A 24,147-nucleotide genomic window follows, 5' to 3' on the forward strand; every position below is an offset into this window, starting at 1 on the left:
GGCTTCACTGCGGCGTGAGTGCCAGCGCCTGCAGCGCAGGTTCAAGGCAAGCTAGGGATTCAGAACGCGGTCGTCAGGCCGAGCACCAGCGCGCGCCGGCGTGTCGCGTCCGTCCAGGTGTAGGGGCCGCCGCGGCCGGCTGCTGTCCAGGCAAGCTGCAGATCGCTGCTCGCGCCGAGTTGCCAGGACGCACCCAGGCGCAGGTCCGCACGCGTCGCGCCATGCGGCTCGGCATAGGGCGAGGCCCGGCCGCCGCGGCCGTGCAGCAGGCCGACATGCCCCAAGGCCGCCACGCCCCGCGCCAATGGCCAGCGCAGGTTGAATTCGGCATAGACGCTGCGCTGGCCGATGCCGTAGTAGTCGGGCGAGACATAGGCGCGCAGGTTCCAACGCTCCCCCAGCAGCCCGGCATAGACCTCCTGGTAGTCGTAGCGCGACACGTTCTCGTAGGCATGCGCGACGATGCCGGCCTCGCCGTCCAGGCCCGGCGCCAGGCCGAAGACCCGGCCGCCATAGAGCTGCAGCGCGGCGCCACGCCGCTGGGAAAAGCGAGCATGCGCCAGCTGTGCCCCGCCATACCAGCCAGCCTCGCCGTCCCAGGCCAGGCCAAGCTGGGCGCTGGGACGGTTGGCGCTGTACGACATGCCGCGCTCCCGCGCATCCGTCTGCAGCGACAGCGTGCCGCCCACGTCGGCCCAGGCTGCGCCCGCGCCGGCCAGCAGCGTGGCGACCAGCGTCGTCAGTCGGGCCAGGTACGCGGGGGGAAGCATCAATCGGCAGTTTGCCCCAGCATCTTGCAGGTTGGGCCGCGAGTACCGGCGTGGCGGGCCAGTGTCGCGCAGCTGTCGATGCGGCCCTGGGCGGTGTTGACTAGCGCCGTCTTCAGCGCCAGGGTGCCGCGTGTGCCGTCGAGCTCGCGCACCAGGGCGAGCAGGCCGGTCGCATGCGCGGCCGCGAAGGACGATCCCGATACCAACGACCAGCCACCGCCCACGGCCGTGCTGGGCACGTCACGCCCCGGCGCGATCACGGCGCCTGCGGGCAGTGGCGGCGCGAGGCCGACGACGAGCACGCCGGGATGGTTGGCCGGAAAGGGCCCGTTCTCGCTCGGCATCGCCGCGACCACCGTGGCGCCGCGCGCCTGGGCCTGGTCCAGCAGCAGCGCGAGCAGGCGGTCGTCCGGCCCACCCAGGCTCATGTTGATGATGTGGGCACCCTGCTGGATGGCCGCGTACAAGGCCTTGGCCAGGCCCAGGCTGGTGCACAGCGTCTGAGTGCCAGCCGCCTGCCAGCAGGCACGCAGGGCCAGCAACCGGGCCTGGGGCGCGATGCCGGCGATGCCCAGGCCGTTGTCGGCCCGCGCCGCGATGATGCCGGCCACCGCCGTGCCGTGGCCTTCAGCCGGCGGCGCCTTGTCGTCGACGAAGTTCTCGTTGAGGGCGACCTGGCCGGCGAGGTCGGGGTGGCCGGCCTCCACGCCGCTGTCGACGATGGCCACGCGCACGCCGCGGCCGGTGGCCAACTGGTGCAACTCGGCCAGATGCCACTGGCGTGCAGCCGGCTGGGCCTGGTAGAGCGGCTCCTGCTGGCTGCCCTGGGCGCGGTACAGGCTGACCGGCTGGGCCCAGGCGACACGCCTGTCCTCGGCCACAGCCTCGGCGACCTTCGCCGAACTGCGCGTGTCCCCCTCGGGCAGGCGCATGACGAAGCAGTCCACGCCGGCCAGCGGCATGGCCCATTCGCTGCGTATCTCCAGCTTGTGGGCCTGGGCCAGCGACTGGGCGACCTGCTGGCGCGACTGCCGGCCCACGCCCTCGCCATAGGTGCCCGCATAGCTGCCGTCGGGCCGGTAATGAGCCTTGGGCAGCTGCAGCATGACGAGGACCTGGCGCTGGGCGTCCTCGGCCTGGGCATGGGCGCCACCGCCGGTCAGGCAGCAGGCCAGCAGCACCAGCAAGCGCAGCCAGAGTCTCATTGAGCCGGCCCCGGTTGCAGCGGCTCGGCCAGGGCGACGATGGGAGCCGTGCGCAGGGCGGCGAGGCCCCGGGCGTCGACACGCAGCAGCCAGGCGCCGGTCTCGGTGGGCCCGGCGACGACACCGGCGCCCTGGGCCTGCAGCAGTTCCCGCACCGCCTTCTCGGTGGTGCCGGGCTTGAACATCACCAAGGCATCCGCCACGACCGGCACGCTGCCGCTGGCGGACAGGCCCTGGTAGGCCGGCCCGTCGGGGCGCGGCGCCAGCACCAGGGCCAGCAACAACGCGACTGCCGCACCTTGCAGGCCCAGGGCCCAGGGCATCCAACGCGCCGCACGGGCAGGTTTTGGCTTGGCAAGCTGCATCAGCGCATGCATCTTCGCCAGCCCCGCCTCGACGTCACCGCCCTGCAGCGGCGTACCGGCCACGTTCAGCAGCGTTTGCATGGGCTGCTCGGCTGCCAGCTCGTTGCGGCAGGCGGTGCAATGCAGCACATGGCGTTGCACCTGGCCGGTCTCATCCTCGCCCAGCTGGCCGCGCGCATACCAGGGCAGCAGCGCCTGCACGGCGGCATGCTCGTCATGTTCCATCGGAATCACCACACTCATCACAGTTCTCCTTGCTCCAGCCCGGCGAGATCGTCGAGCAGGAGGCGCAGCCGGCGCCGGGCATAAAACATCCGTGTCTTGACGGTCTCGGGCGGGCAGCCGACGACATCGGCGATCTCGGCATAGGCCATGTCATGGAAATAGCACAGCTCCACGACGGCGCGGTGCTCCGGCGACAGCTCGGCCATCGCTGCGCGCAACCGGCCGCGCAGCTGTTCCAGCCCCAGGCGCTGCTCGGGCCCGGGCCCAGGGTCGGAGGGCTCCTCCACGCTGTCGCCGTCCACCGGCAGGTCCTGGCGGCTCAGGGCCTTCAGCGCCTTGCGGTAGCCGATGCCGAAGATCCAGGTCGACAGCTTGCTGCGCCCGTCGAAGCTGTCGGCGCGCTGCCAGACGACCATCAGGGTGTCGTTCAGCACCTCCTCGATGGCTTCCGGCTGGCGCATCAGATGCGACAGAAAGCGCCACAGCCGGGGGTGGTAAACCCGATAAAGGGCGTCGAATTCCGCCCGCTGCCCGCGCTTGATGCCCTCCAGCAAGGCCAGTTCCAGCACCTCGGCCGCCGGCCCGCGGGCAGAAGCAGCCGGGGCCGACGGGGCGTCATCGCGCTTTTTTCTGATGCTGGGCCACTTCAACATGCTCGCCACACGGGGTTCCATTGCGTATGAGTCCCGGCTCGGTGCCAGGAGGTTCAAAGCGATGGTAGCGAGCCCCCGGCTCAGGGGGCTAGGCCAGGCCGGCCAACGTCATCTCATGCAGCCAGTGCGATTCGGCAAAGCCCTTGGTGTCATAGAGCTTCTTCAGGCGTGCGGTGGGTACGGGCAGCTTGCAGGTGGCCGCGGTGAAGTTCTGCTCGCCCTTGCCTTCCTTCCAGGCCGACTGCCAGACCGTCGCCAGCGTGACGGCGCCGTCGGCCATGCGGTTCATGGTGCGCTCACCCAGTGCGGCCCACATCGCCGCCGACTGGCCACGGCCATGCACCCGGCGGTAGACCTCGAGCACCTCCTCGGGCGGCAACTCCTCGATGGTGCGGCGCATCAGCTGCACGACGGCGTCCGCCGCCGCCATGGGGCCTGTGAACAACGGGCGCTTCACCGCCGCACCCACGCGCTGCTTGACGCCGACCACCACCTCGTCGGCGGCCTGGTTCAGCATGTCGTCCTCGTAGACGGCATGCACCTTGTCGTCGTCGGCGTCGTCCGGCTGGCCATGGTGCAGCTGCGAGACATGCAGGGGCTGGCAGGCGTCGCCAATGTAGTGGGCCAGCACGCCGGCGGCACAGACGTAGGCGTCGAGCTGCTTGGCGGCAGCGGCCTGCACCATGACCTTGTAGAGCTCGGCAACGCGAAACGGCAGCGCGCCACGGTGCGCGGGTTTGCGGGCGGGGTCGATGCTGCTGTAGAACTGGTCCCACACCTGCGGGTCGCGCGACGCCGGGTCCTGCTGCCAGAGCTGGATCAGCGTCCTGCCCTGGAAGGCGGGCCCGCGGCCGGGCTCGTCCATGTCAGCGAAGTGGTTGGCCTTGTCCTTGCCTCGGGTGCTGCGCCAGACCAGGTCGGGCACATCGGCCAGGGCGATGAATTTCGATGTCTGCGTGGCGCCGGGCAGCTTGCCGGCGGTGATGTCCTCGTCGCTGACACCGATGGCCGTCGCATTGGCCTTGAAGACGGCCTTGGCCTTGGCCGTCTGCAGCGCGAAGCAGGCGGCATAGCCGATGTTGTAGTGGCCGACCTTGCCCCAGTAGCGGCTCTGGCCGCTGCGCCAGTCCTCGACGAGCTCGACATTCAGCGCCTTGCACAGCGAGCTGAAGCCGGTGGCCAGCGCGAATTCGGTGGCGCGGTTCGAATGCAGGGCGCCGAAGCCATGGCCGCCCCATTGCACGGCCAGCGGCCGGAAGTTCACCGGCGCAGGGGCGCCCTGGTCCTTGGCGGTGCGGTCGGCCACCTCGTCCCAGAACCACACGGCACCGGAGTCGCCCGGGCGCGTCTGCACGGTCTGGCCCGGCCGCCGCGGGCCGATGAGGAATTCCGCCAGCGCATCCACGCCGCCCACGCTGGCATGGCGGTAGAACAACCCATGCACGCAGCCCTCGGTGCGGATGCCACCCGGCAGCTCCGTGAACAGCGGGCAGCCGATCAGGTTGAGGCTCATCTTGTCGGAGCTCAGATCGATGACGGGGCCGAAACCGCCGACGCCCAGGTACTGGGAATTGGTCGAGCCGATGCTGTCGAGTTTGACGAGGGCGGCGTCCAGCGTCAGCCGGGTATCGCGGCCGGCAAAGCCGGGGTAGATGTCGGCCAGCGGCAGCGCGTCGACGCTGCGCGACGTGATGTGCCCAATGCCGACCTTCTTGCCACGCGGCAGCGCAAAGACTGGCGCGCCGGGCTCGGTGCCCGAGGTCACGTGGCGGCTGACGAGGGCGAAGGCGCAGGCGCCGTCCTCGACGATGGCCGAGGCGACGCCCATGCGCGTCGCGCCCTGGTCGGCCACATGGACCTGGAAATTGGGGCCGAACTTGTCCGCCGCATAGAGAGCCGTGTCGGCCGGCGGCAGGTTGGCCACGCGGCGCTGCACGAGCACGGGGCAGGTGCGCACCTGGCGGCCGTCGGGCAGGTAGAGCACCGGCGGCACCGCCAGCTCGGGGTGGCGGGACAGCGTCTTGCGGTCCAGCCATTCGGTGACGAAGACCAGCACGCAGGGCCAGGACCAGGGCCGGAAATTGCTGTTGTCCAAGGTGCGGGGGCCGAGTTCCTTGCCGGTCTGTTCGGCATGCTCGTCGGCGTAGTTGGGGTCGTCCAGCCGGATGCGATAGCGGCCCATGGCCGTGCCGATGACGGTCGGCAGGTTGGCGATGTGGACGTGGTACTGATCGCGCGCCTCGAGCAGGTCGCGCACGCTCAGGGTGCGCGGGTCGGCGCGGCGGATGAAGCGGTCCATAGGGTCTTTCGCAGGGCGGATCAACGGCCGGACGCTATCAAGCCCCGGCCCCCGCCGCCTCATCAAGCCTTGGGAGGCGCTATCGTTGCACCATGAGCGAAGCCGGCGCCCTGCCCCTGGACACCCTGACCTCGGCCTGGGCCGGCGGCGCATCCGACGCCGAGCCGCAGTTGCAGTCCGGCGGTGGCGAGACCGGCAGCGGCCGTGAATGGCGGGTCAGCGGTGACTGGACGGTGCTGGCCCTGCGTGAGCGCTATGTGGAGTTCCGCCAGCGCGTGGCCGCCGCCGTCACCGAGACCCCCGATGCGCTGTGGGACCTGCGTGCCCTGGGGCGGCTGGACACCGCCGGCGCATTGACGCTGTGGCAGGGCTGGGGCCGCAAGCCGCCGCGGCGGCTGCTGTGGCTGCCCGAGCATGTGACGCTGTTCTCGCAGTTCATGCAGCCCGGCGCCTTCCCGAAGCGCAAGCGCAGCCTCGGCCCCGGGCTGGAACTGGCCAGCTTGAAGACCCTGGCCTTCGCCCGCCATGGCGTCGACATCGTCGCCCTCATCGGCCGCCTGCTGCTGGACTTCGTGCAGATGCTGCGCCACCCCTCGCTGATCGGCTGGCGCGAGATCTCGGCCAATGTCTACCGCACCGGTGTCCAGGCGCTGCCGATCACCGCCCTGGTGGGCTTTCTCGTCGGGCTGACGCTGTCCTACCTGATCTCGCGCCAGCTGAAGGCCTATGGCGCCGACATCTTCGTCATCAACATCCTCGGCGTGGCGGTACTGCGCGAACTGGGGCCGCTGCTGGCGGCCATCATCGTGGCCGGCCGCTCGGGCTCGGCGATGACGGCGCAGATCGGCGTCATGCGAGTCACGCAGGAGCTGGACGCGCTGTCGGTCATGGGCATCTCGCACACCGTGCGCCTGGTGGCGCCCAAGGTCATCGCGCTGGCCATCTCGCTACCGCTGGTGGCTCTGTGGACAAGCGGGCTGATGCTACTGGGTGGCATGACGGCGGCCAGCGCCCAGCTCAAGCTCGACCCGATGCAGTTCGTGCACATCCTGCCCAGCGTCGTCGAGCCCGTCAACCTGTGGCTGGGCTGGATCAAGTCCATCCTGTTCGGTGGGCTCATCGCGCTGCTGGCCTGCCATTTCGGGCTGCGCGTGAAGCCCAATACCGAGAGCCTGGGCCAGAGCGTCACGCAGTCGGTGGTCACGGCCATCACGCTGGTCATCGTCGTTGACGCGGTGTTCGCGGTTCTCTTCTCCAACCTCGGGGTCTGAAATGAACGATCCGGAACCCATCATCGAAGTCGAGAACGTGACCACGGCCTATGGCGGCCATGTCATCCATCGCAACCTCAACCTGACCGTGCACCGCGGCGAGGTGGTGGCGCTGATCGGCGGCTCGGGCTCGGGCAAGACGACGCTGCTGCGCCTGCTGCTCGGCCTGGAAGTGCCCCAGGCCGGCACGGTGAAGATCTTCGGCCACCCGCTGGGCCGCTGCGCGGTGCGCGACCTGGAGTGCGTGCGCTACCGCTGGGGCGTGCTGTTCCAGGCCGGCGCGCTGTTCTCGGCGCTGAGCGTGTATGACAACGTCGCCCTGCCGCTGCGCGAGCTCAAGAGCGTGCCGGCCGACCTCGTCAAGCCGCTGGTCATGCTGAAACTGGCCCAGGTCGGCCTCAAGCCCGAGGACGCGTTGAAGCGCCCGGCCGAGCTGTCGGGCGGCATGGTCAAGCGCGTGTCGCTGGCGCGGGCGCTGATCCTTGACCCGCAGTTGCTGTTCCTGGACGAACCCACCGCCGGCCTGGACCCCGACAGCGCCAAGCAGTTCGTCAAGCTGCTGCGCCGGCTGCGCCAGGAGCTGGGCCTGACCGTCGTCATGGTCACGCACGATGTCGACACCCTGTTCGCCGTCGTCGACCGCGTCGCCGTGCTGGCCGACCAGCACATCATCGCCAGCGGCCCGCTGTCCGAAGTGGCGCGCCTGCCCCATTCCTTCGTGCGCAACTTCTTCCTCGGCCATGTCGAGCGCTGCGCCGAGGAGGATGTGCGGCGCTTCCGCCTCAGCCTGGACGACACGAGCGATGAGGGTGGCATTCCCGCCGTCCTTCGCGAAGAACAAACCGCCTGAAAAGCCGCATGGAAAACAAAGCCCACGCCCTGGCCGCCGGCCTCTTTCTGCTGCTGCTCGGCCTCATGCTGGCAGCCAGCGTCGCCTGGTTCCAGGGCGACCGCACCGAGCGCGTGCGCTACACCGTCGTCGCCCGCAGCGGCGTTCCCGGCCTGAATCTGAAGGCACCGGTCAAGCTGCGCGGTGTCGAGGTGGGCTACGTCGAGACCATTGGCTTCGACTCGGCCGACCCGCGCCAGATCCTCGTCGGCATTGCCGTCGATGCGGCCGCGCCCGTGTCGACCCAAACCTATGCCCAGCTCGGCCTGCAGGGCGTGACCGGCCTGTCCTTTGTCGGCCTGGAGGAGGCCGATACCAAGGGAACCCTGCAGCGCGCCGCACCCGGCACCCGCCTCGCGCTACGGCCGACGCTGCTGGATCGCCTGGCCGAGAGCGGCCCGGGCCTGGTGACCGGCTTTGCCGAGACGGCCACCCGGCTCAACGCCCTGCTCAGCGACGACAACCGCATCCAGCTCGGCAAGACGCTCGCCGAGCTGCAACAGGCCGCCGGCGACACCAGCAAGCTGATGGCTGCCCTGCAACCCAGCGCCCGCGAACTGCCGGCGCTGCTGAAAGACTCTGATGCCACCGCCAAGCGCGCCCAGGCCGCGCTGACCCGCATCGAGGCGCTCGCCGCCGATGGCCAGTTGCTCGCCCAGGATCTGAAGGCCCGCGCCAAGGCGCTGGACCAGCTGGAGGCGGCCGCCGCCCAGGTGCAGGCCACCAGCCGCAGCCTCGAACTCGCGCTGGTGGGCGACACGCCGCCGCGCACCCGCCCCGTGCTGGCCGACGTGTCGGCCGCCAGCCGCAGCATCGAGCGCGCCGCCAACGACCTCGGCGACCAGCCGCAGAGCCTGCTGTTCGGCCGCAGCGCGCGGCCGCCCGGGCCCGGCGAGACGGGTTTTGCCGAACGGCTGAAGAAATGAAAACAGCATCGATCCTGCTGGCCGTCGCGCTGGCCTTGAGTGCCTGCTCCCTCGCACCGACGGCGCCACCGCGGGCCGTCTACGACCTCGGCCCCGCGCCTGCGGCGGCCGCCAGTAGTGGTGCGCTGGCCTGGCGCGTGGCCGATGTGACGGCGCCGCCCTGGCTGTCGGGCGACGGCATTGCCTATCGCCTCAGCTTCCAGCAGGCCCAGCGCCTGGAGCACTACCGCGACAGTTTCTGGGCCGCACCGCCCGCGGCCCTGCTGACGCAGCGGCTGCGCGAACAACTCGTCACGCCACCCGCCTGCGCTGGCCGGCCGGCGGCGCTGCTGGCCATCAACCTGGACGAGTTCGAGCAGGTGTTCGCCAGCCCGGCCAGCAGCCAGGTCGTGCTGCGCCTGCATGCGACGCTGTGGCCCGCCGGCGCCACCAGCCCGCCAGTGCAACGCCACTGGCGCATCGAACGCGCCGCCGCCACACCCGACGCACCCGGCGCCGTGCGCGCCATGGCCCAGGCGGTGGACGAAATGCTGCCCCAGCTGGCCGACTGGCTGGCGGCATCCGCCTGCCGCTGAATCCGGCACGGGCTGCGAGTCCCAGGCCTTACCGGGCGGTCGATGGGCCAGCGCGGCGGCGCTGCAAGCGGACCAGCACCAGCAGGCCGGCGCCGGCCATCATCCAGCTCGACGGCTCGGGCACGGCCGCCGCCGTCATGAACTGGCCCGAGGCCGAGCTCGTGGTGACGCCGTCGGGCAGGGTCCAGTTGAAGTGCAGGGTGTTGCCGAAGTCGGCGCTGGTGTTGGGGCTGCCGGCATAGGGCAGCGCCACGGCCGAGGTGTGGAGCTCGGCATAGATGAAAACCTTGCTGTTGCCCAGGGGGATGGCCAGCTCATCGCCCAGGACCGTCGTGCCGGATTTCAGCTGCATGGCCGGGGCGTAGTCGTTCAGGTGATCGAAGAAGTCGGCCTTGGGGTCGCCGACATAGAAGCGCGCCCAGGCCTGCGCATTGCCACCGGGTGTCAGCGTGCCGTCGATGCTGACGCTGAGGTTGGCCAGGCCGAGGTTCTGGCCGTTGTGGAAGGCCACCGTGTCCCAGAAACGGGCCAACGATTCGGCGCCCGTCTGGGCGTGGCAGCCCGGGCATGGTGTGGCGCTGGAGGCCGCGTGCAGCGTGCCGTCGCTCAAGGCCGCCATGCCCCAGGCATAGGCGTACTTGTAATACGACGGCGTGTTGGCCATGGCAGAGAAGCTGCCCTCGCCACCGCTGCGGGTGCCGCCCGTCGTGCCGGCGTAGCTGCCGTAGTTGGGTGTCGCGGCTTGCGCGGTGAAGGTCAGCAGGGTGGCGCTGGCCAGGGCCAGCGCGAGAGTCATCGAGGTCTTGTTCATGGTGGTCTCAAGTTCAGACATTCAGGGGTTGGGTGTTCATCAGTGCCCGCGCGCGGGCGATGATGTGTTCGGGCCGGGGCACGGCGGCCTGCTCCAGCGGCCAGCTGGCCAGCGCCGGGGCGTCGGGACCGGTCAGGCGCCGGGGCGCGACCTTCAGTTCGGCAAAGGCCTCTTCGGCGACGACGGCGCACAGCTCGGCCGCCAGGCCGCACAGGCCGCTGGCCTCGGTCACGCACAGCAGGCGGCCGGTCTTGCGCACCGAGGCCAGCACGCTGGCCGTGTCCAGCGGCTTGAGGCTGCGCAGGTCGATGACTTCGGCCTCCACACCCTCCGCCTGCAAGGCCTGCGCAGCGGTGAGGCAATGGCCGACGGTCTTGCCGTAGCCCATCAGCGTCAGCGCGTCGCCGCGCCGGCGCACCGCGGCGCGCCCGGGCAGCAGCAGTTCGTCGCCATTCACGTCGCCCGGCGCATGGGCCAGGCCGATGTCGCTGAACAGCAGGCTGGGCAGGGGCTGACGCAAGGCACCGGTCAGCAGCCCGGCGCTGTCGCCCGGCGTGCTGGGCATCAACACCTGCAGGCCGGGCACGTGGGCGAACAGCGCCTCTAAGTTGTGGTTGTGCTGGCCGCCGATGGACCAACCGGCACCGGTCTGGGCCAGCACCACCATCGGGAACTCGAACTGCCCCCCGCTCAGCGCCCCGAGCTTGCCGGCGCTGTTGACCAACGCGTCCATGGCGAGCATCAGGAAGGGCGAGAACAGCAGGTCCACGACGGGGCGCAGGCCCATGGCCGCGGCGCCCACGGCACAGCCGACGATGCTGGCCTCGGCCAGCGGCGTGTTGCGCACGCGCTCGGCACCGAAGGTGGCCAGCAGCTCGGGGTTCTTGGTGGCCACGCCCTCGCCGATGAAGATGACGCGCTCGTCGGCCGCCATCGCGCGGCGCAGCGCTGCCATCAGCGCTTGCTGGGAAGTCATTGTTTGCATCTCTCGTGCTCCTTCAGGCCAGTTGGGGCCAGGGCGCCGCAAGTGCGGCGGCATAGGCGTGCTCGATGACGCCACGCACCCCGGCCTCGCGGCGGGCCAGGTCATCGGCACTCAACATCAGCCGCTCGGCCTGGCGTTGGATGGGGTCGCGCTTGAGCCACTGGGCATGCTCGGTGGCACAGACATAGGCCTGGTCGTCGGGCTCAAAGTGGCCGCGTTGGCGGTAGGTCGTCAGCTCGAGCAGGCGCGGGCGGCCGCTGTCGCGGATGGCGGCCACGGCCTGCACGGCGGCGGCGTGAACGGCCTCGACGTCATTGCCGTCCACCACCTCGGCCACCAGGCCATGGCCCTGCACCCAGTCGGCCACGTGCTCGCCGGGCATGGTCTCGCGGCGGTGCACATAGGCCTGCCACTGGTTGTTCTCGCAGACGAAGAGAATCGGCAGGCGCCAGGTCGCGGCCAGGTTGATGGCCTCGTGGAAGATGCCCTGGCAGGCCGCGCCGTCGCCGAAGAACACGGCTGTGATGCCCTCGGGCTGGGCGCCGAGCTTCTGAGCCAGCGCCACGCCCGGCGCCAGCGACAGCCCGCCGCCGACGATGGTGGACGTCAGCACCACACCCAGTGCCTTGACCGAGATGTGCAGCGAGCCCGAGTGGCCACCGCAATAGCCGCTGGCGCGGCCCAGCACCTCGGCGAACATGCGCTCGGGGTCGGCGCCGCGCGCCAGCAGGTGGCCGGCGCTGCGGTGGTTGGTGAGCAGCTTGTCCTGCGGGCCCAGGGCGGCGACGACGCCGACGGCGCAGGCCTCCTGGCCGACCGAGGTGCAGGTACCGGGGTTGCTGGGCGAGGCGGCAACGATGAGCTGCTGCTCGTAGGCACGGATCTGCAGCATGGCGTCCAGGCGGGAGGACACGGTCGAGGCGGTGGCGGCGTTCCCAACGGGTGCTGCTGGCAGTTCGCGCGGCGTGGGAAGGGTGTTCGTACTCATGTCGGTCTTTCTCAGTTCAGCAATGCGGCAAGGCGCGACAGATCCAGCGCGGCGACGGCGTCGCGCATCGGGGTCGCATAGGCGGGGTTGTTGGGGTGGGTGCTGGCGCAGACGGTCAGCAGCTGGATGCGCGTGCGGTGGCGGGCGTCCCAGGGGAAGCCCGGGTCCAGCTTGACGAGGCGCTTCAGCGGCCGTCCGGCGTCGGCAGGCCCGGGCAGGCGATGGCGGCCGCTGCCCAGGCGGTAGGGCTCGCCGAGCTGGCCGGCGTCCATCGCGGAACGGGTGGTGCGCAGGCTCTCCAGCTCGTCGACCAGGCCCTGGCGGCCACGTGCCAGTTGCGCGTGATAGCTCGCCTCGCCAGCCTTGCGCTGGCGGGCCGCCATCAGCAAGGCGTCGGCGGCCTTGGCGTTCTGCGGCCGGATCTGCTCGGCCTGGCGCTCGGCGGCGGCAAGGTCAAAGGGCTGCAGCGCGCGCTCGTTGCGGTGGTCCCAGTCCTCGATCTTGCGTTGCTGCTCGCGCTCGAAGTAGCCAAGCATCTCGCCCACCGTCACGGGCACCCAGGGCAGGCGACGCTCGGGGCCGATGACGGCGCAGCCACGAAACACCGGCCAGCCCTGCATGGCCTCGCCGCGCTCGCCTTCGAGGTAGGCGCTGAGCTGCTCGTCATGGGCCCAGCGGTTCAGCGTCGTCAGCGGCGAGTTGATAAAGAGACTGAAGCCGGCGCGCGGGCCGATGCGCTGGGCGGCCTCGGCGTGGATGCCGCAGCCTTGCTCGCCTATCCAGGTCTTGGGGCCGAAGCCCTGGGCATGGACGACAGCCTCGCGCGGGCGGCGGCTGGGTTCGTCCGAATCCATCACCTGACGGGTCATGCGCAGCCGCACCTCGGGCAGGGCCAGCAGGCCGGGGTTGAGCCGGGCCTGCGCCTCGAAGTGATCCATCACCGCATGCAGCGGCTTGAACGACGCATGGCTGATGGGCAGGCCGTCGCTGCTGATCGGCTCGGCAGCGTTGACGGCCCAGCAGCCGGCCTGGGCGGTGCCAGCGGCGAGCACCAACCCTGCGAGCAGCGCGGCGGCGGCCTGGGCGCTCAGCGAGGGGTCGGGACATGCTTTCATGGATAGCTCTCCTGATTCGGCGGTTTCGGGCAAGGCTGCGCCGCGCCGCTGCCTGGTGGGCTTCGGCCGGTTGATGCCTTGGGGGATGCGTGTCTCGCGCCGGGTCTGTCCGGCATGGGCTGTACTGTGGTCGGCGAGCGCTTTTCGCGCTGCTAGTTCTCCACTAAGGGTTTGTTAAGTCTTTGCTAACGGCGACGCGATGGCCTGCTTGCCTATCATTCCGACCTCGACCCAACCACCGCGCCGCACCTTGCCGCAACTCCCTGCCGACTGGGCCGCTCATCTCGAAAGCGGCGTCTCCCACCGCCTCGGCGGCAGCCATGCCGACGGCCAGCCCGAGATCTGCCGCGGCCTGGCCGCTCAAGCGCTGGCGGACGGCCGCGTCGAGGTGCTGCTGGCGGCCGACATCGCCGACCGGCTGCTGGCCGCCGTGCAGGCGAGCGGGCGCATCGCCTACGTCGCGGCGCAGCCGGGCAGCCATCGCACGCTGCACGTGAAAGGGCTGGACGCCGAGGTCTTCACGCCCACGGCCGGCCATGCACCGCTGTTCGAGCGCTGCCGTGAACGATTCATCGCCCAGGTCGAGCCCTACGGCTTCAGCCGCGAAGCCATCATGGCGATCTGGTACGACCTGGGCGTGCAGCGCCTGGCCGGCATCCGCTTCACGCCGTGCGGCGCCTGGGACCAGACGCCCGGCCCAGGTGCCGGCAACCCCGTGGAACTGCTGCGCTGATGGCCCGCCTTCCCGGCATCTGGATCGATCACCTGCAGCAGGGCGTCACGCTGCGCGTGGGCTCGAGCACACCCGAGGGGCAGCCCGAGCTGGCCTTCGCGCACGGCGTCTGGGCCCTGGCCGACGGTCGCATCGAACTGCTCGTACGCAGCGAGGCGGGCGCCGAGCTGCTCGACGCTATCCGCGCCACCGGCCGTGTCGCGGTCTCCGCCGGCCTGCCCAGCACCTGCCGCGTGCTGCATGTGAAGGGTGTGGATGCCGAGGTGCTGCCCGCCTATGCCGAGCAGGGCCAGAAGTTCGCGCGTTGCTTCGAGGCCTGGCTGCGGCAGATCGAACTCTTCGGCGCCGACCGCCGACAGGTCAACGCCGTGCTCGGCGACCTCACCCTGGCCGACCTCAGCTGCGTGCGCTTCACGCCGCTGGCCGCCTGGGACCAGACCCCCGGCCCCGGCGCCGGCCAAGCCATCGACCTGTTGCCATGACCGACACCCCCACTCCTCAAACGGAACGTCGTGCGCTCAAGCTGCGCGACGTGCGCCGCCTGCTCGAAGGCGTCATCCCGCCGGCGATGTGCTCGGTGGGCGCCGACGGCATGCCGCACGTCAACTACCTGTCGCACGCCGAGTACATCGACGACGAGCATGTCGCGCTGACCTACCAGTTCCTCAACCGCGCCCGCGTCAACATCCTGGCTACCGGCCGCGTCGCGCTCAGCGTCGAGGACCCGATCACCGGCGTGTCGGTGCTGCTGCAGCTGCGCTACGAGCGCACCGACACCGAAGGCCCGGTGTTTGAGCGCCTGCGCGCCAAGCTCGCCGGCATCGCCGCGCAGACGGGCATGGAGAAGGTCTTTCACCTGCGCGGCGCCGACGTCTACCGCGTCGAATCGCTGCGCAAGCTCGACCCGGTGCACCCGCTGCCGGCGATGGCGCCGCGTTGCGATCTCGCCACCGGTGTGCGGCGCCTGAGCGAGCAACTCGCCGAGGCGCCCGACCTGCGCAGCCTGCTGCAGGCCTTCACCACCGGCCTGCAGCGCGACCTGTGCATCGGCCACGCCATCATCTGGCTGCTGGACGAGCAGCGCCAGGGCCTCTATACGCTGGCCAGCATCGGCTACGAACAGGCCGGCAGCGGCGCCGAGCTGCCGCTGGCGGAAGCCGGCCTCGCCGGCGTCGCGCTGCGCGAGAACGTGCCCATCCGCATTGGCCACATGAGCCAGATGTACAGCTACGGCATGTCCTGGCGAGCCAAGGCCGAGCAGCTTGGCCTGCAGGCCGCCATGGCTGACACCATCCCCATGCCCGGCCTGGCCAGCCCGCGCAGCCAGCTCGCTGTGCCGCTGCGCGCCCGTGGCCGCACGGTCGGCGCGCTGCTGGTGGAAAGCGAGCACGATCAGTTCTTCAGCTATGACGACGAGGACGCGCTGACGGCCGTTGGCGCTCAGCTGGCGCAAGGCCTGGCAGCCTTGCGCACGACGGAGCTCGTGGAAGAGCCCGTGGCGGCGGCCCCCGCAGCCGAACAGGCGGCCGGCGGCACGCCGCTGCGCTTGCGCCACTACCCGCGTGACCACAGCGTCTTCATCAATGACGAGTACCTCATCAAGGGCGTGGCCGGCGCCATCATCGCCAAGCTCGTGCGCGACCAGATCGACAGCGGCCGCGAGGCCTTCAGCACGCGCGAGCTGCGCCTGGCCGGCGGCGACCTGCGCCTGCCCGAGGTGCAGGACAACCTCGGCGTGCGCCTCCTGCTGCTGGAGCGCCGCCTGGCCGAGCGCGACTTCGGCCTGCACATCGAACGCGCCGGCCGCGGCCAGTACCGCCTCATTGCCGACGGCCCGCTGAGCCTGACGACCGAGGGCTGAGTTGCGCGTCTGTCGCGCCATGCGCTACCGTCGAGACACGAGCACTGGCCGGCCTGGCCGCACCTCAGCCCTGACACTGGAGACCCTCGTCGTCACGGCCGCAGTGCCGTAGCGTTGACAGGCCCTAAGACACCATCAACGAAGTGATGCCGGTCTGGCCCGGGTGGTAGAGCCGCAGGCGCACGAAGTAGCGACGACCGGCAAAGAGCTTGTAGACGATGCTGGCATTGCGGTCTTCGCCGCTGTCGTCGTCGGCCGCCAAATTGCGCGGCGTGCCGTTCACGTCCTCGAACAGGCCCAGCAGCGTGTCCGATGCGCCCTTGGTGGCGATGGTGTACCTGCGCGACTCGGTGGGCTTGAACAGATAGTCCACCTGTTGCCCGGCCGCAAGGGGCACGGCCACGGCCTTGAAGGCTTCCAGCGTCGGCGTCTGGGCCGCCTGCGCCGGGTACCACTTCAACAACCAGGCCTTGTCGGCCTTGGACAGCTTGCCGGGCGGCACCAGGCCGTCGACGTCATATTGCTCGGGCTCGTCGATCAGGCCAGGCTCGAACTCGTACTCCATGATGGAGTCGGGGTCCCAACTCGAGCCCTGCACCTGGCTGGGCTCGAGCTTCTCCAGGATGTTGTGGAAGGTCGTCTCGCGCGTCCAGCTGTTGGGCGGCTTGCCCAGCGAGGTGTAGACGGCCTCCTCATGCCACTTGATGCCGGCAAAGGGGTTCTGGTGCTCGTGCTCCATGCCCAGCACATGGCCGAGTTCGTGCAATGCGGTGCCGCGGCCATACTCCGTGGTCAGGTCCCAGCCATAGACGGTGGTCGGTTCGGTCGTCGGCACATGCAGCACGTCGCGCCCGACGGCCGACGCCGAGCTGCCATCCGGCTCGGAGTAGCCGATGCGCACCTCGGCCTCGCTCATCTGCGTGACCTCCTGGAACACCAGGCCGATGCCGACGGCCTTCCATTCGGCGAAGGCGGCGCGCACCGCATCGGCTTGCTTCTTGGCCACGGCGTAGTGGCCGCTCTTGAAGAAGCAATAGTGCAGCACCGTGCCGTTGAGCCACTTGCCTCGGGTATTCAATATGGCACGTGCGCGGCGCGGATCGTTGGCGATGACGGCCGGCAGGCTGGGCTTGATGCGCGGCGGCGTGTTGCACAGCGGCCTGGGTGCCGGGCGCGCGGCCAGTTTTGACTTGTTTGTTTTCGGCTTGCTTGCCATGGATGCCTCCATCGAGCGTCACTGCCCATTGCAGCCCGCTCAGCATGAACCCGGCGCCGCCCGGGACCAATAGCTGACTTGAGGATGACCCCTAAGTCGTCAGGACTCGTCCGCCGCGATGCACTCGATCTCGACACGCGCGCCCAAGGCCAGACCGTTGCAGCCCAGTGCACTGCGCGCCGGCAGCGGCGTGCTGCCGAAGAACTCGCGGTAGACCTCGTTGAAGGCCGGCCAGTCGGCCATGTCGGCCAGCATCACGGTGCAGCGCACCAGGTGCTGAAGGTCCAGGCCCTGGCCGCGCAGCACGGTGCGGATGTTCTCCAGCGTCTGGCGCGCCTCGGCCCGCAGGCCGCCATCGACGAGCTTGAGCTGGCCGGGCACGTTGCCGAGCTGGCCCGACAGATAGAGCATGTTGCCGACGCGCACGCCCTCGGGAAAGGGCACGGTGGCGGGCACGACCTGCCCGCTGTTGAAACGTTCGATCTTGCTCATCGGGGACTCATTCCCATCGCTTGTTCGAGAGCGGCGGGGTCAAAGACCTGGCCGCCCTTGATGGTGCGCCAGACGCGGCGGATGTCACTCATGTCCTTGAGCGGGTCGCCGTCGACCAGGATCATGTCGGCCAGCTTGCCGGGCGTGATCGCGCCGCGGTCCTTCTCGACACCGAGCACGCGCGCGGGCACCAGCGTGGCGATGCGCAGCACCTCGGCGTTGGCGATGCCGGCCTGCGAGTACAGCTCCAACTCGCGGTGCAGGCTGTAGCCGGCAAAGCCGTCGCTGCCCGGCATGATGGTCACGCCACCGTCGTGCAGGCGCTTGAGCATACGCAGCAGGCCCGGCAGCGCCTGGGCATAGACGGCCTCCTTGCCCGCTGGCACGGCGACGGCACCCGACAGCTGGCGGCGCTTCACCACCGTCGGGAAGCGCTGCACCACGGGCCGCAGCGCTGGCGCTGCGCGCGCGGGTTCGCCGGAGAACAGGTCCTCCAGTACGACCATGGTCGGGTCCAGCACGGTCTGGTGCTGGCGCAGGAAGGCGACGAAATCCGTGAAGCGGCCGTCATTGAAATCGAACTGCGCGAGGCGGTCGGCCAGCACCGTGTAGCGGTCGCGGGTGCGCGTGTCCTTCACGTCGGGGAAGAAGTTCAGCAGGATGAAGTTCAGGTGCTGGATCTCGTCGGCCCCGGCCTCAACGAAGGCGCGCGCGAAGGTGAAGGCCGGCACATGGCCGCTGACACGCAGGCCACGCTCGTGGGCGCGGTCAGCCACCGTCGCCACCAGCGCCGGGCTGAAGGACGAATAGATCTTGACCTGGGCATAGCCGTGGTCGGTGTACCAGTCGACCGCAGCCCGCGCCTTCTCGGGCGTGTCGACCTTCACGTCAGTCGGGCCGGCCAGCGGACCGATGCCTTCGATGATGCCGGCCAGGGTCACGCGCGGGCCCAGCTCCGTGCCGGCGTCGAAGCGCTTGACGCGGGCCAGCATGGGTTCGTTGTCGTTGGCCATGTCGCGTGCGCTGGTCACGCCGGCGATCAGGTCGAAGACGCCATCGACATTGCTGAAGTGCTGGTGCACATCCCACAGCCCGGGCATCAGGAAGCGGCCATTCGCGGCGATGACTTCGGCACCGGGCGGCACGTCGAGATCGGCATCGGGCTCAACACGCACGATGCGCTCGCCGCGCACGAGGACGCTCATGCCGGGGCGCACGCCGCCCGTGACGGGATCGAACAGGCGTGCACCGCGGATCAGCAGCGCGCCCGGCGGCTTGTGCGTGTGCGCCCGCGCCAGCGCCGCATGCCAGGCCTGGTCGGCGGCCTGCTGGGCGCGTTGCAGTTCCGCCAACGCCGGCAGCAGCGACGCCTCCAGCACCTCGAACCAGTCGTCGATGACGCCGGCCGTATCGCCCTTGTTGTCCAGCCAGACAGGCACCGGCGTGAACTCGATGCCGCCGATGCGATAGAGCGTCAGCTTGCGCCCCACCACGTCGACGTCGGCGCCGCCTTCCAGCCAGGCCTCGCCGGCGGGCAGCAGCTTCAGCCGACGCCCCGGCGCCTTCAGCAGCGCGCGGGTCAGCACGCCCATGAATTCGGGTGGTGGATTGGCCGGCAGGTAGAAACCGGCCGAGCGCGTTTCACCGGTTTCGATGCGGTTCTTCCAACGCGCCAGGCCGGCCGCATCGCGCTCGAAATGCTCGCTGAACTCGACCTTCCAGTAGTCGTTGCCCTTGGCCTCGTAGCTGACGGGCAAGCCGCGCGCATCAAGCCGCCAACGCGCCTGGATGACATCGCCACGGCCGCGGTCGTTGAAGCGGTAGTCAGCCGCGGTGACGCCGGGCTCAGGCTGGGTCAGCGTCTGCGTGCCGGCCGGGTTGCCGTGGATCTGGACCTGGTCGTCACGTGCGCTGACCGTACCAGCGACAAAAGCGAGCGCAACGAGGAGCAGCTTCATTGCCAGGCCTCGCCCATCAGGCGGCGGAAGTTGCCGCCCAGGATCTTGTCGATGCGGCTCGCCGGGTGTCCACGTGCGGCCAGCAACTGGGCCAGCTCGATGAACTGCATCGGCCCGCAGAGGTCGGGCAGGAAGAGGCTGACATCGGGCGTCTCGCCCGGCGCGCCAATGCCCATGCTGCGCCGCAGCTCGGTCTCGGCGGCGAGCATGGCGCGGTAGGCGTCCAGGTCGTCGATGGCCGTGGTGCCGCCGTCGGTACCGAGGCCGACATGGTCCTCGCCGCAGACGTCGATGGCGTGCTCCAGATGATTGATGAGATCCGATGCCATGGGCTGGCCGGCCAGGCGCAGATAGGGCATGAAGTACAGCCCGACGACGCCGCCCTTGTCGGCCAGCAAGCGCAGCTCGGCATCGCTCTTGTTGCGCGGGTGGTCGGCCACGGCGCGGCAGCCGCTGTGGGTGATGGCCAGCGGCCGGCGTGCGACACGCAGCACGTCCAGGCAGGTCTGCTCGCTGCTGTGGCTGAGGTCCACCAGCACACTCTCGGCCTGCAGGCGCTCGACGACCTCGGCGCCAAAGCCGCTCAGGCCGGTGTCGTCGGGCACCGTCGCACCGCAGCCAACGGCGTTGCGGCCGTTGTAGGTCAGCTGGATGACGCGCACGCCGAGGTTGGCGAACAGCGCGATGCGCTCGGCCTTGTCGCCCAGCATCTCGGTGTTCTGAAAGCCGTAGATGACGCCGATCTGGCCGCCCGCGCGTGCCGCGTCGATGTCTGCCGCCGTATGTACCTTGCGCAGCACCGCAGGCCTGGCGCGGATGAAGGCGTCCCAGCCGGCGATGTCGGCCACCGTCGCCTCGAAGGGTTCGGCGCTGCCGGCCACGTGGCCCAACGTGATGTTGACGGCCGTGAGGCCGGCCGCGCGAGCGTCGCCCAGGGAGCGCTCGTCGACGCTCTGGCCGGTGCTGGTGTAGGCCATGGCGCTGCGGTCGCCGGCGCTGGGCTGGATGCGGATGTTGGGGTTGTCGAGGACGCCCAGGGCGTTGATGACGAGATTCATAAAGACTTCGGCCTTAGAAATGGCAACAGCAGGAGGCAGCTCAGGCCGACCAGGGCATCCAGGCCCAGCGTGGCGGCATAACCCCAATGCTGGACGGCATACCCCTGCCAGACGACGCTGTAGGTGATGGAGAGATTGGTCAGCGCCATGTAGGCCGCGAACTGCGTGGCCGCCACGGCCGGCTGGGTGATGCCCATGAAGAGGGCCACCCGCGCACCGTAGATGAAGCCGAACAGCAGGTGGTAGATGACGACGGTGGCGAAGAAGGTCGTCACCAGCGCAGCGGGTGCGGCCTGGCCCGGCCCCCAGCCGTGGCGCTGCAGCTCGGCCATCAGGTACAGGCCGGGCAGGCTCAGCAGCGCCACGTAGACCGCCATCGCGCGGCGCAGGTTCACGCGGTCGGACAACCAGCCCCCGGCAATGCAGGTCACCGCAGTGGCAGCCTGCGAGACCGTCGCCAGCCAGCCGATGCGCTCGTTGGACAGGCCCAGGTCCACAGCCAGGTTGGCCTGCAGCCCACGCGACAGAGCCATGGCAGCGATGGGCAGCAGGCCGAACAGCAGGCCGGCAAAGGCCAGGCGCGAACCCAGCAGGGCCTGCAGCGCCTCGCGCAGGAAGGTGTGGACCTCGCGGCCCGCCGCGGCCAACGAGCCGCGCGCGGCGGACGCCGGCACCTCCTCGCGCATCGGCCACACCACCAGCGTCATCACCGCCAGGATCGCCAGGGCCAGCACGACGATGCAGGTGTGGAAGCCGATGCGCCCGATCAGCAGCAACGCCCCGCCGCCGCCGATCAACACGCCCAGCGACTGCCCGCCGAACATCATGCCGCTGGCGAAAGCACGCTCATGCTCGGGCAGCGTCGTCACGGCCAGCGCATCGACGGCCACGTCCTGCACGGCGCCAAACAGGTTGTGCACGACCAGCACTGCCGTGAAGAGGCCGAGCTGGGTGGTCAGGTCCAGCCCGGTCAGGGCCAGCAGCGTCAGCACCATCATCAGCTGCGCGCCAAGGATCCAGCCTCGGCGCGGGCCCAGGCGCCTGGACGCGATCAGGTCGACGAAGGGGCCATAGGCCCATTTGAAGGCCCAGGGCAGCAGCACGAAGCCGATGAAGGCGCCGATCTCGCCCGCACTGGCGCCCTGGCGGCGCAGCTGGGTCGCAACGGTGGTCGACGCGAAACCGATGGGCAGGCCCTCGGTCAGGTACATCAGGAAGAACGCCGCGATACGCCCCCGTCGGGACGCCAGCAGATTCGGCAGTTGCATCGCCTGTCATCCTCTTCGCGTGAACGCCGAACGATTCTAGAATATTGTTCTAATGAGCAAGCCCCGTGGTTCCACCAGCCGCCTGAACCAGGTTTTCAAGCTGGCTTCGCCCGGCGAGCGCGGCGCCAGCCGGCGCGCGGTGCTCGCGCACGCCCTGCCCTGTTTCAACGCCCGCGGCATCGAGGCCGCCACCATCGAGGACCTGCGCCAGCGCAGCGGCCAGAGCGTGGGCACGATCTACCACCACTTCGGCAACAAGGAAGGCGTGGCGGCGGCCCTGTTCTTCGCCGGCTTCGATGATCAGAGCCGCGCCATCGCCACACGCACCGAGGCCGTCGCCGATGCACAGGCAGTGGTTGTTGAGCTGGTGACCGCCTACGTGGACTGGGTGACCGCCCTGCCCGAGCTGGCGGCCTTTCTCTTCATGGCCCGCGAGACCGTGGCCCAGGGGCCGCATGGCGATGCCCTGCGCGAGCGGCTGGAGGCGCGCTATGCCCCCATCGATGCCCGCCTGGCCGAGAGTGTGCGCGCCGGCCTCCTCGCCGAGCTGCCGGCCGAGCTGATCCCGGCCCTGGTGCTGGGCGGTGCGGAGTCCTACTGCCGCGGCTGGCTGGCCGGGCGGCGCGAGGCCAAGCCGGCGGCCTATGCGGGGCTGCTGGCCGAGGCGGCCTGGCGGGGTATATCAGCCTAGGGTGTTGCCGCGCTCGCCGAGGCCGGCGCGTCCTCGGCGACGGGCAGGCCCTGCTTGCGGACCTCGTCGTCGATGTGGCGACGCTGTTTGCGCGCCGCCTCGAGGTCGCGCCTGGCGGCGTCCTCGTTGCCCAGGCGGCGTTGCGCCAGCGCGCGGCCGTAGAGGGCCATGGGCAGGGGCTTGATCTCGATGGCCGCATCGAAGGCCTTGAGGGCGCGCGACGCGTCGTCCAGGCGCAGATAGGCCCAGCCCAGGCTGTCGCGGGCCGACACGGCGCCGCCGTCCAGGCTCACAGACTCCTTGCAATCGTCCAGGGCCAGCTTCAGGTCCAGTGCCAGGCGCACGCGCAACCAGCAGCGGTTGTTCAACACGCGGGCCATGCCGCTGTCCGAGCGATGGCTGGGCATCCACAGCTCCCACTGGCGCAGGGCCGCGGGCACCAGCTCCAGCCTGGCGTAGACGTCAGCCATGCCGGCACGCAGATGCGAGGACGGCGGCAGTGCCGCGTCCAGAGCCTGCAAGTCGGCCAGCGCGCCGTCGCGTTCGCCCTTGGACACCCGCAGTGCGGCGCGCAGGGCCAGAGCCTCGTCCAGCGCAGGGTGCAGCCGCAGGGCTTCGTCGAGGTCGGCCTGGGCCTTGGCGAACTGGCGCATGGAGAGATGCACCCGCGCCCGCGCCAGGAAGTGAGCCTCGGCAAGGGGCTCGAGTTCGCAGGCGCGGTTCAGGTCCTCCAGCGCGCGCTCATACTCACCGCGGGCCGCCGAAGCCTCGCCGCGCCGCGCCAGGGCGGCCGCGTCGTCGGGCGAGATGTCATCAGGCCGCGCCGCATAGCGCGGGTCGTACTGTCCGGGCGTGGTGCGAGCAAACACCGCACCGCCATTCCAGGTCGCGTAGAGCTTGCGCTGCAGCTGCGACACATAGATGCGGTGCGACAGGAAATAGTCCAGGCCCAGCAGCATGTCCTGGTCGGCACCGCTGGCCTCATCGATGACGAACTGGCTGTTGTGGATCTTCTCGCCGCCGAACTCGAAGGTCTCGATCGGCCCGGTCCACGCCTTTGCCTTGCCCGAGCCGGCGCCGCCGACTCGGCCGATTTCCGTGAGGTCGGACTCCTTCACGCCGGCACGCTTGGCCGTGCGCAGCTTCAGCGAGGTGCGCGGCGCGCCGGTGTCCAGCAGCGCCCTCACCTCCCGGTCGTTGACCCGGGCGGTCACCTGGATGGCCGTGTCATGGCCGCGCGAGCCCCCCTCCAGCGGCAGCACGATGATGGGTGCCTCGCCGGCCCAGTAGGCAAAGTTGGTCTTGTCGCAATCGCCCTTGGGGAACATCAGCCTCACGACGCCGTGGGCCAGGTCATATTCAGCGTCGGCCATGGACAGGAAATTGCGCCCCAGGACGCCCTGGATGCCCGAACCCAGCTCGTTGCCGCCGACGATGAACTCGACGTTGTTGAGTGTGGTGCCCTGGAAAATCACCTTCTCCACGCGCGTCGCCCGCGCTTCGACGGAGCCGGTATAGCCCCAGATGCGCAGGCCGGCGGGCAGGCTCCTCAGCCGCAGATTGAGCTGGGCCGCCACCGACGGCGTCAGGAAGCTGAAGAAGGCGCCGCTGTCGATCAGCATGGGCACTTCGGTGCCGTTCAGGTTCAGCGTGCCGACCGGGCGATGGTTGACGATGCGGACCGGGATCTCCAGCTGGCTGAGCTTGCAGTCACCCCAGGCCGGCGCGGCGATCAAGGCTGCGGCCAGCAGCGCCCATGCGGCGCGCACTTGGTTCATCTTCATCTGCTCTCC

At 69.9% G+C, this 24,147-nt stretch carries 23 protein-coding genes; 8 read left to right on the plus strand and 15 right to left on the minus strand.

Annotated elements, in window-relative coordinates; all coding sequences use genetic code 11:
• Positions 1-59: 59 nt before the first annotated feature.
• The 5 genes from ACXJLH_RS23275 to ACXJLH_RS23295 form a co-directional block, all read right to left on the minus strand.
• Complete coding sequence (locus ACXJLH_RS23275; protein ID WP_457446551.1) at positions 60-770, minus strand: TorF family putative porin; 711 nt, start codon at positions 768-770, stop codon at positions 60-62.
• Positions 770-1,975 carry a S8 family peptidase gene (locus tag ACXJLH_RS23280; RefSeq protein WP_457446553.1) on the minus strand — a complete coding sequence of 402 codons (1,206 nt, stop codon included), beginning with the start codon at positions 1,973-1,975 and terminating at the stop codon, positions 770-772. Before ACXJLH_RS23280 ends, ACXJLH_RS23275 begins: the two co-directional genes overlap by 1 nt.
• Positions 1,972-2,583 (minus strand): zf-HC2 domain-containing protein, encoded by a 612-nt coding sequence (locus tag ACXJLH_RS23285; RefSeq protein ID WP_457446555.1) that lies wholly within the window; start codon positions 2,581-2,583, stop codon positions 1,972-1,974. The genes ACXJLH_RS23280 and ACXJLH_RS23285 overlap by 4 nt, the downstream gene beginning before the upstream one ends.
• Positions 2,583-3,218, minus strand: a complete 636-nt coding sequence (locus ACXJLH_RS23290; RefSeq protein WP_457446557.1) for an RNA polymerase sigma factor — start codon at positions 3,216-3,218, stop codon at positions 2,583-2,585. The genes ACXJLH_RS23285 and ACXJLH_RS23290 overlap by 1 nt, the downstream gene beginning before the upstream one ends.
• An 88-nt stretch (positions 3,219-3,306) precedes the next feature.
• Entirely contained in the window at positions 3,307-5,517 is a 2,211-nt protein-coding gene (locus ACXJLH_RS23295; RefSeq protein ID WP_457391161.1) for a hypothetical protein, read from the minus strand.
• A 92-nt stretch (positions 5,518-5,609) separates the two neighbouring features.
• On the opposite strand from ACXJLH_RS23295, the gene ACXJLH_RS23300 reads away from it, so the two are divergent.
• From ACXJLH_RS23300 to ACXJLH_RS23315, 4 genes are read left to right on the plus strand one after another with little or no spacing between them, the layout of a single operon-like run.
• Entirely contained in the window at positions 5,610-6,788 is a 1,179-nt protein-coding gene (locus ACXJLH_RS23300) for an MlaE family ABC transporter permease (protein WP_457446559.1), read from the plus strand.
• Between the two features lies 1 nt (position 6,789).
• Positions 6,790-7,638: an ABC transporter ATP-binding protein gene (locus ACXJLH_RS23305; protein WP_457446560.1), complete on the plus strand. Its 849-nt coding sequence runs from the start codon at positions 6,790-6,792 to the stop codon at positions 7,636-7,638.
• An 8-nt stretch (positions 7,639-7,646) separates the two neighbouring features.
• Complete coding sequence (locus ACXJLH_RS23310; protein ID WP_457446562.1) at positions 7,647-8,603, plus strand: MlaD family protein; 957 nt, start codon at positions 7,647-7,649, stop codon at positions 8,601-8,603.
• Positions 8,600-9,178, plus strand: coding sequence for an ABC-type transport auxiliary lipoprotein family protein (locus ACXJLH_RS23315; protein WP_457391164.1), 579 nt, complete (start codon positions 8,600-8,602; stop codon positions 9,176-9,178). Before ACXJLH_RS23310 ends, ACXJLH_RS23315 begins: the two co-directional genes overlap by 4 nt.
• A 28-nt stretch (positions 9,179-9,206) precedes the next feature.
• On the opposite strand, the gene ACXJLH_RS23320 is transcribed toward ACXJLH_RS23315, so the two are convergent.
• The 4 genes from ACXJLH_RS23320 to ACXJLH_RS23335 are packed head-to-tail and all read right to left on the minus strand — an operon-like array spanning position 9,207 to position 13,077.
• Positions 9,207-9,989 (minus strand): PEP-CTERM sorting domain-containing protein, encoded by a 783-nt coding sequence (locus ACXJLH_RS23320; RefSeq protein WP_457446564.1) that lies wholly within the window; start codon positions 9,987-9,989, stop codon positions 9,207-9,209.
• Between the two features lie 13 nt (positions 9,990-10,002).
• Positions 10,003-10,965, minus strand: a complete 963-nt coding sequence (locus ACXJLH_RS23325) for an alpha-ketoacid dehydrogenase subunit beta (RefSeq protein WP_457446565.1) — start codon at positions 10,963-10,965, stop codon at positions 10,003-10,005.
• A gap of 22 nt (positions 10,966-10,987) precedes the next feature.
• Positions 10,988-11,962: a thiamine pyrophosphate-dependent dehydrogenase E1 component subunit alpha gene (locus ACXJLH_RS23330; protein WP_457446567.1), complete on the minus strand. Its 975-nt coding sequence runs from the start codon at positions 11,960-11,962 to the stop codon at positions 10,988-10,990.
• Between the two features lie 11 nt (positions 11,963-11,973).
• Entirely contained in the window at positions 11,974-13,077 is a 1,104-nt protein-coding gene (locus tag ACXJLH_RS23335) for a hypothetical protein (protein ID WP_457446568.1), read from the minus strand.
• A 250-nt stretch (positions 13,078-13,327) separates the two neighbouring features.
• Here ACXJLH_RS23335 and ACXJLH_RS23340 point away from each other — a divergent pair, with 250 nt between their 5' ends.
• From ACXJLH_RS23340 to ACXJLH_RS23350, 3 genes are read left to right on the plus strand one after another with little or no spacing between them, the layout of a single operon-like run.
• Positions 13,328-13,810 (plus strand): hypothetical protein, encoded by a 483-nt coding sequence (locus ACXJLH_RS23340; protein WP_457446570.1) that lies wholly within the window; start codon positions 13,328-13,330, stop codon positions 13,808-13,810.
• A complete protein-coding gene (locus ACXJLH_RS23345; protein ID WP_457446572.1) occupies positions 13,810-14,292 on the plus strand; it encodes a hypothetical protein in 483 nt (160 codons plus the stop codon). The genes ACXJLH_RS23340 and ACXJLH_RS23345 overlap by 1 nt, the downstream gene beginning before the upstream one ends.
• Entirely contained in the window at positions 14,289-15,671 is a 1,383-nt protein-coding gene (locus tag ACXJLH_RS23350) for a GAF domain-containing protein (RefSeq protein WP_056197332.1), read from the plus strand. The genes ACXJLH_RS23345 and ACXJLH_RS23350 overlap by 4 nt, the downstream gene beginning before the upstream one ends.
• A gap of 124 nt (positions 15,672-15,795) precedes the next feature.
• Here ACXJLH_RS23350 and ACXJLH_RS23355 read toward each other — a convergent pair whose 3' ends face one another.
• The 5 genes from ACXJLH_RS23355 to ACXJLH_RS23375 form a co-directional block, all read right to left on the minus strand.
• On the minus strand, positions 15,796-16,887 hold the full coding sequence (locus ACXJLH_RS23355) for a zinc metalloprotease (protein ID WP_056199502.1): 1,092 nt from the start codon (positions 16,885-16,887) through the stop codon (positions 15,796-15,798).
• 99 nt (positions 16,888-16,986) lie between these two features.
• Positions 16,987-17,379, minus strand: a complete 393-nt coding sequence (locus ACXJLH_RS23360) for a RidA family protein (RefSeq protein ID WP_457446574.1) — start codon at positions 17,377-17,379, stop codon at positions 16,987-16,989.
• Positions 17,376-19,337: an amidohydrolase family protein gene (locus ACXJLH_RS23365; protein ID WP_457446576.1), complete on the minus strand. Its 1,962-nt coding sequence runs from the start codon at positions 19,335-19,337 to the stop codon at positions 17,376-17,378. Before ACXJLH_RS23365 ends, ACXJLH_RS23360 begins: the two co-directional genes overlap by 4 nt.
• On the minus strand, positions 19,334-20,395 hold the full coding sequence (locus ACXJLH_RS23370) for a dipeptidase (protein WP_457446577.1): 1,062 nt from the start codon (positions 20,393-20,395) through the stop codon (positions 19,334-19,336). Before ACXJLH_RS23370 ends, ACXJLH_RS23365 begins: the two co-directional genes overlap by 4 nt.
• On the minus strand, positions 20,392-21,663 hold the full coding sequence (locus ACXJLH_RS23375; RefSeq protein ID WP_457354626.1) for an MFS transporter: 1,272 nt from the start codon (positions 21,661-21,663) through the stop codon (positions 20,392-20,394). The genes ACXJLH_RS23370 and ACXJLH_RS23375 overlap by 4 nt, the downstream gene beginning before the upstream one ends.
• 52 nt (positions 21,664-21,715) lie before the next feature.
• On the opposite strand from ACXJLH_RS23375, the gene ACXJLH_RS23380 reads away from it, so the two are divergent.
• On the plus strand, positions 21,716-22,354 hold the full coding sequence (locus ACXJLH_RS23380) for a TetR/AcrR family transcriptional regulator (protein WP_056197339.1): 639 nt from the start codon (positions 21,716-21,718) through the stop codon (positions 22,352-22,354).
• Here the strand turns inward: ACXJLH_RS23380 and ACXJLH_RS23385 are convergent.
• Positions 22,351-24,138: an aspartyl protease family protein gene (locus ACXJLH_RS23385; RefSeq protein WP_457446579.1), complete on the minus strand. Its 1,788-nt coding sequence runs from the start codon at positions 24,136-24,138 to the stop codon at positions 22,351-22,353. The two genes, ACXJLH_RS23380 and ACXJLH_RS23385, sit on opposite strands and share 4 nt — an antisense overlap.
• Positions 24,139-24,147 lie beyond the last annotated feature (9 nt).

It is taken from the genome of Roseateles sp. P5_E4 (assembly GCF_054049255.1).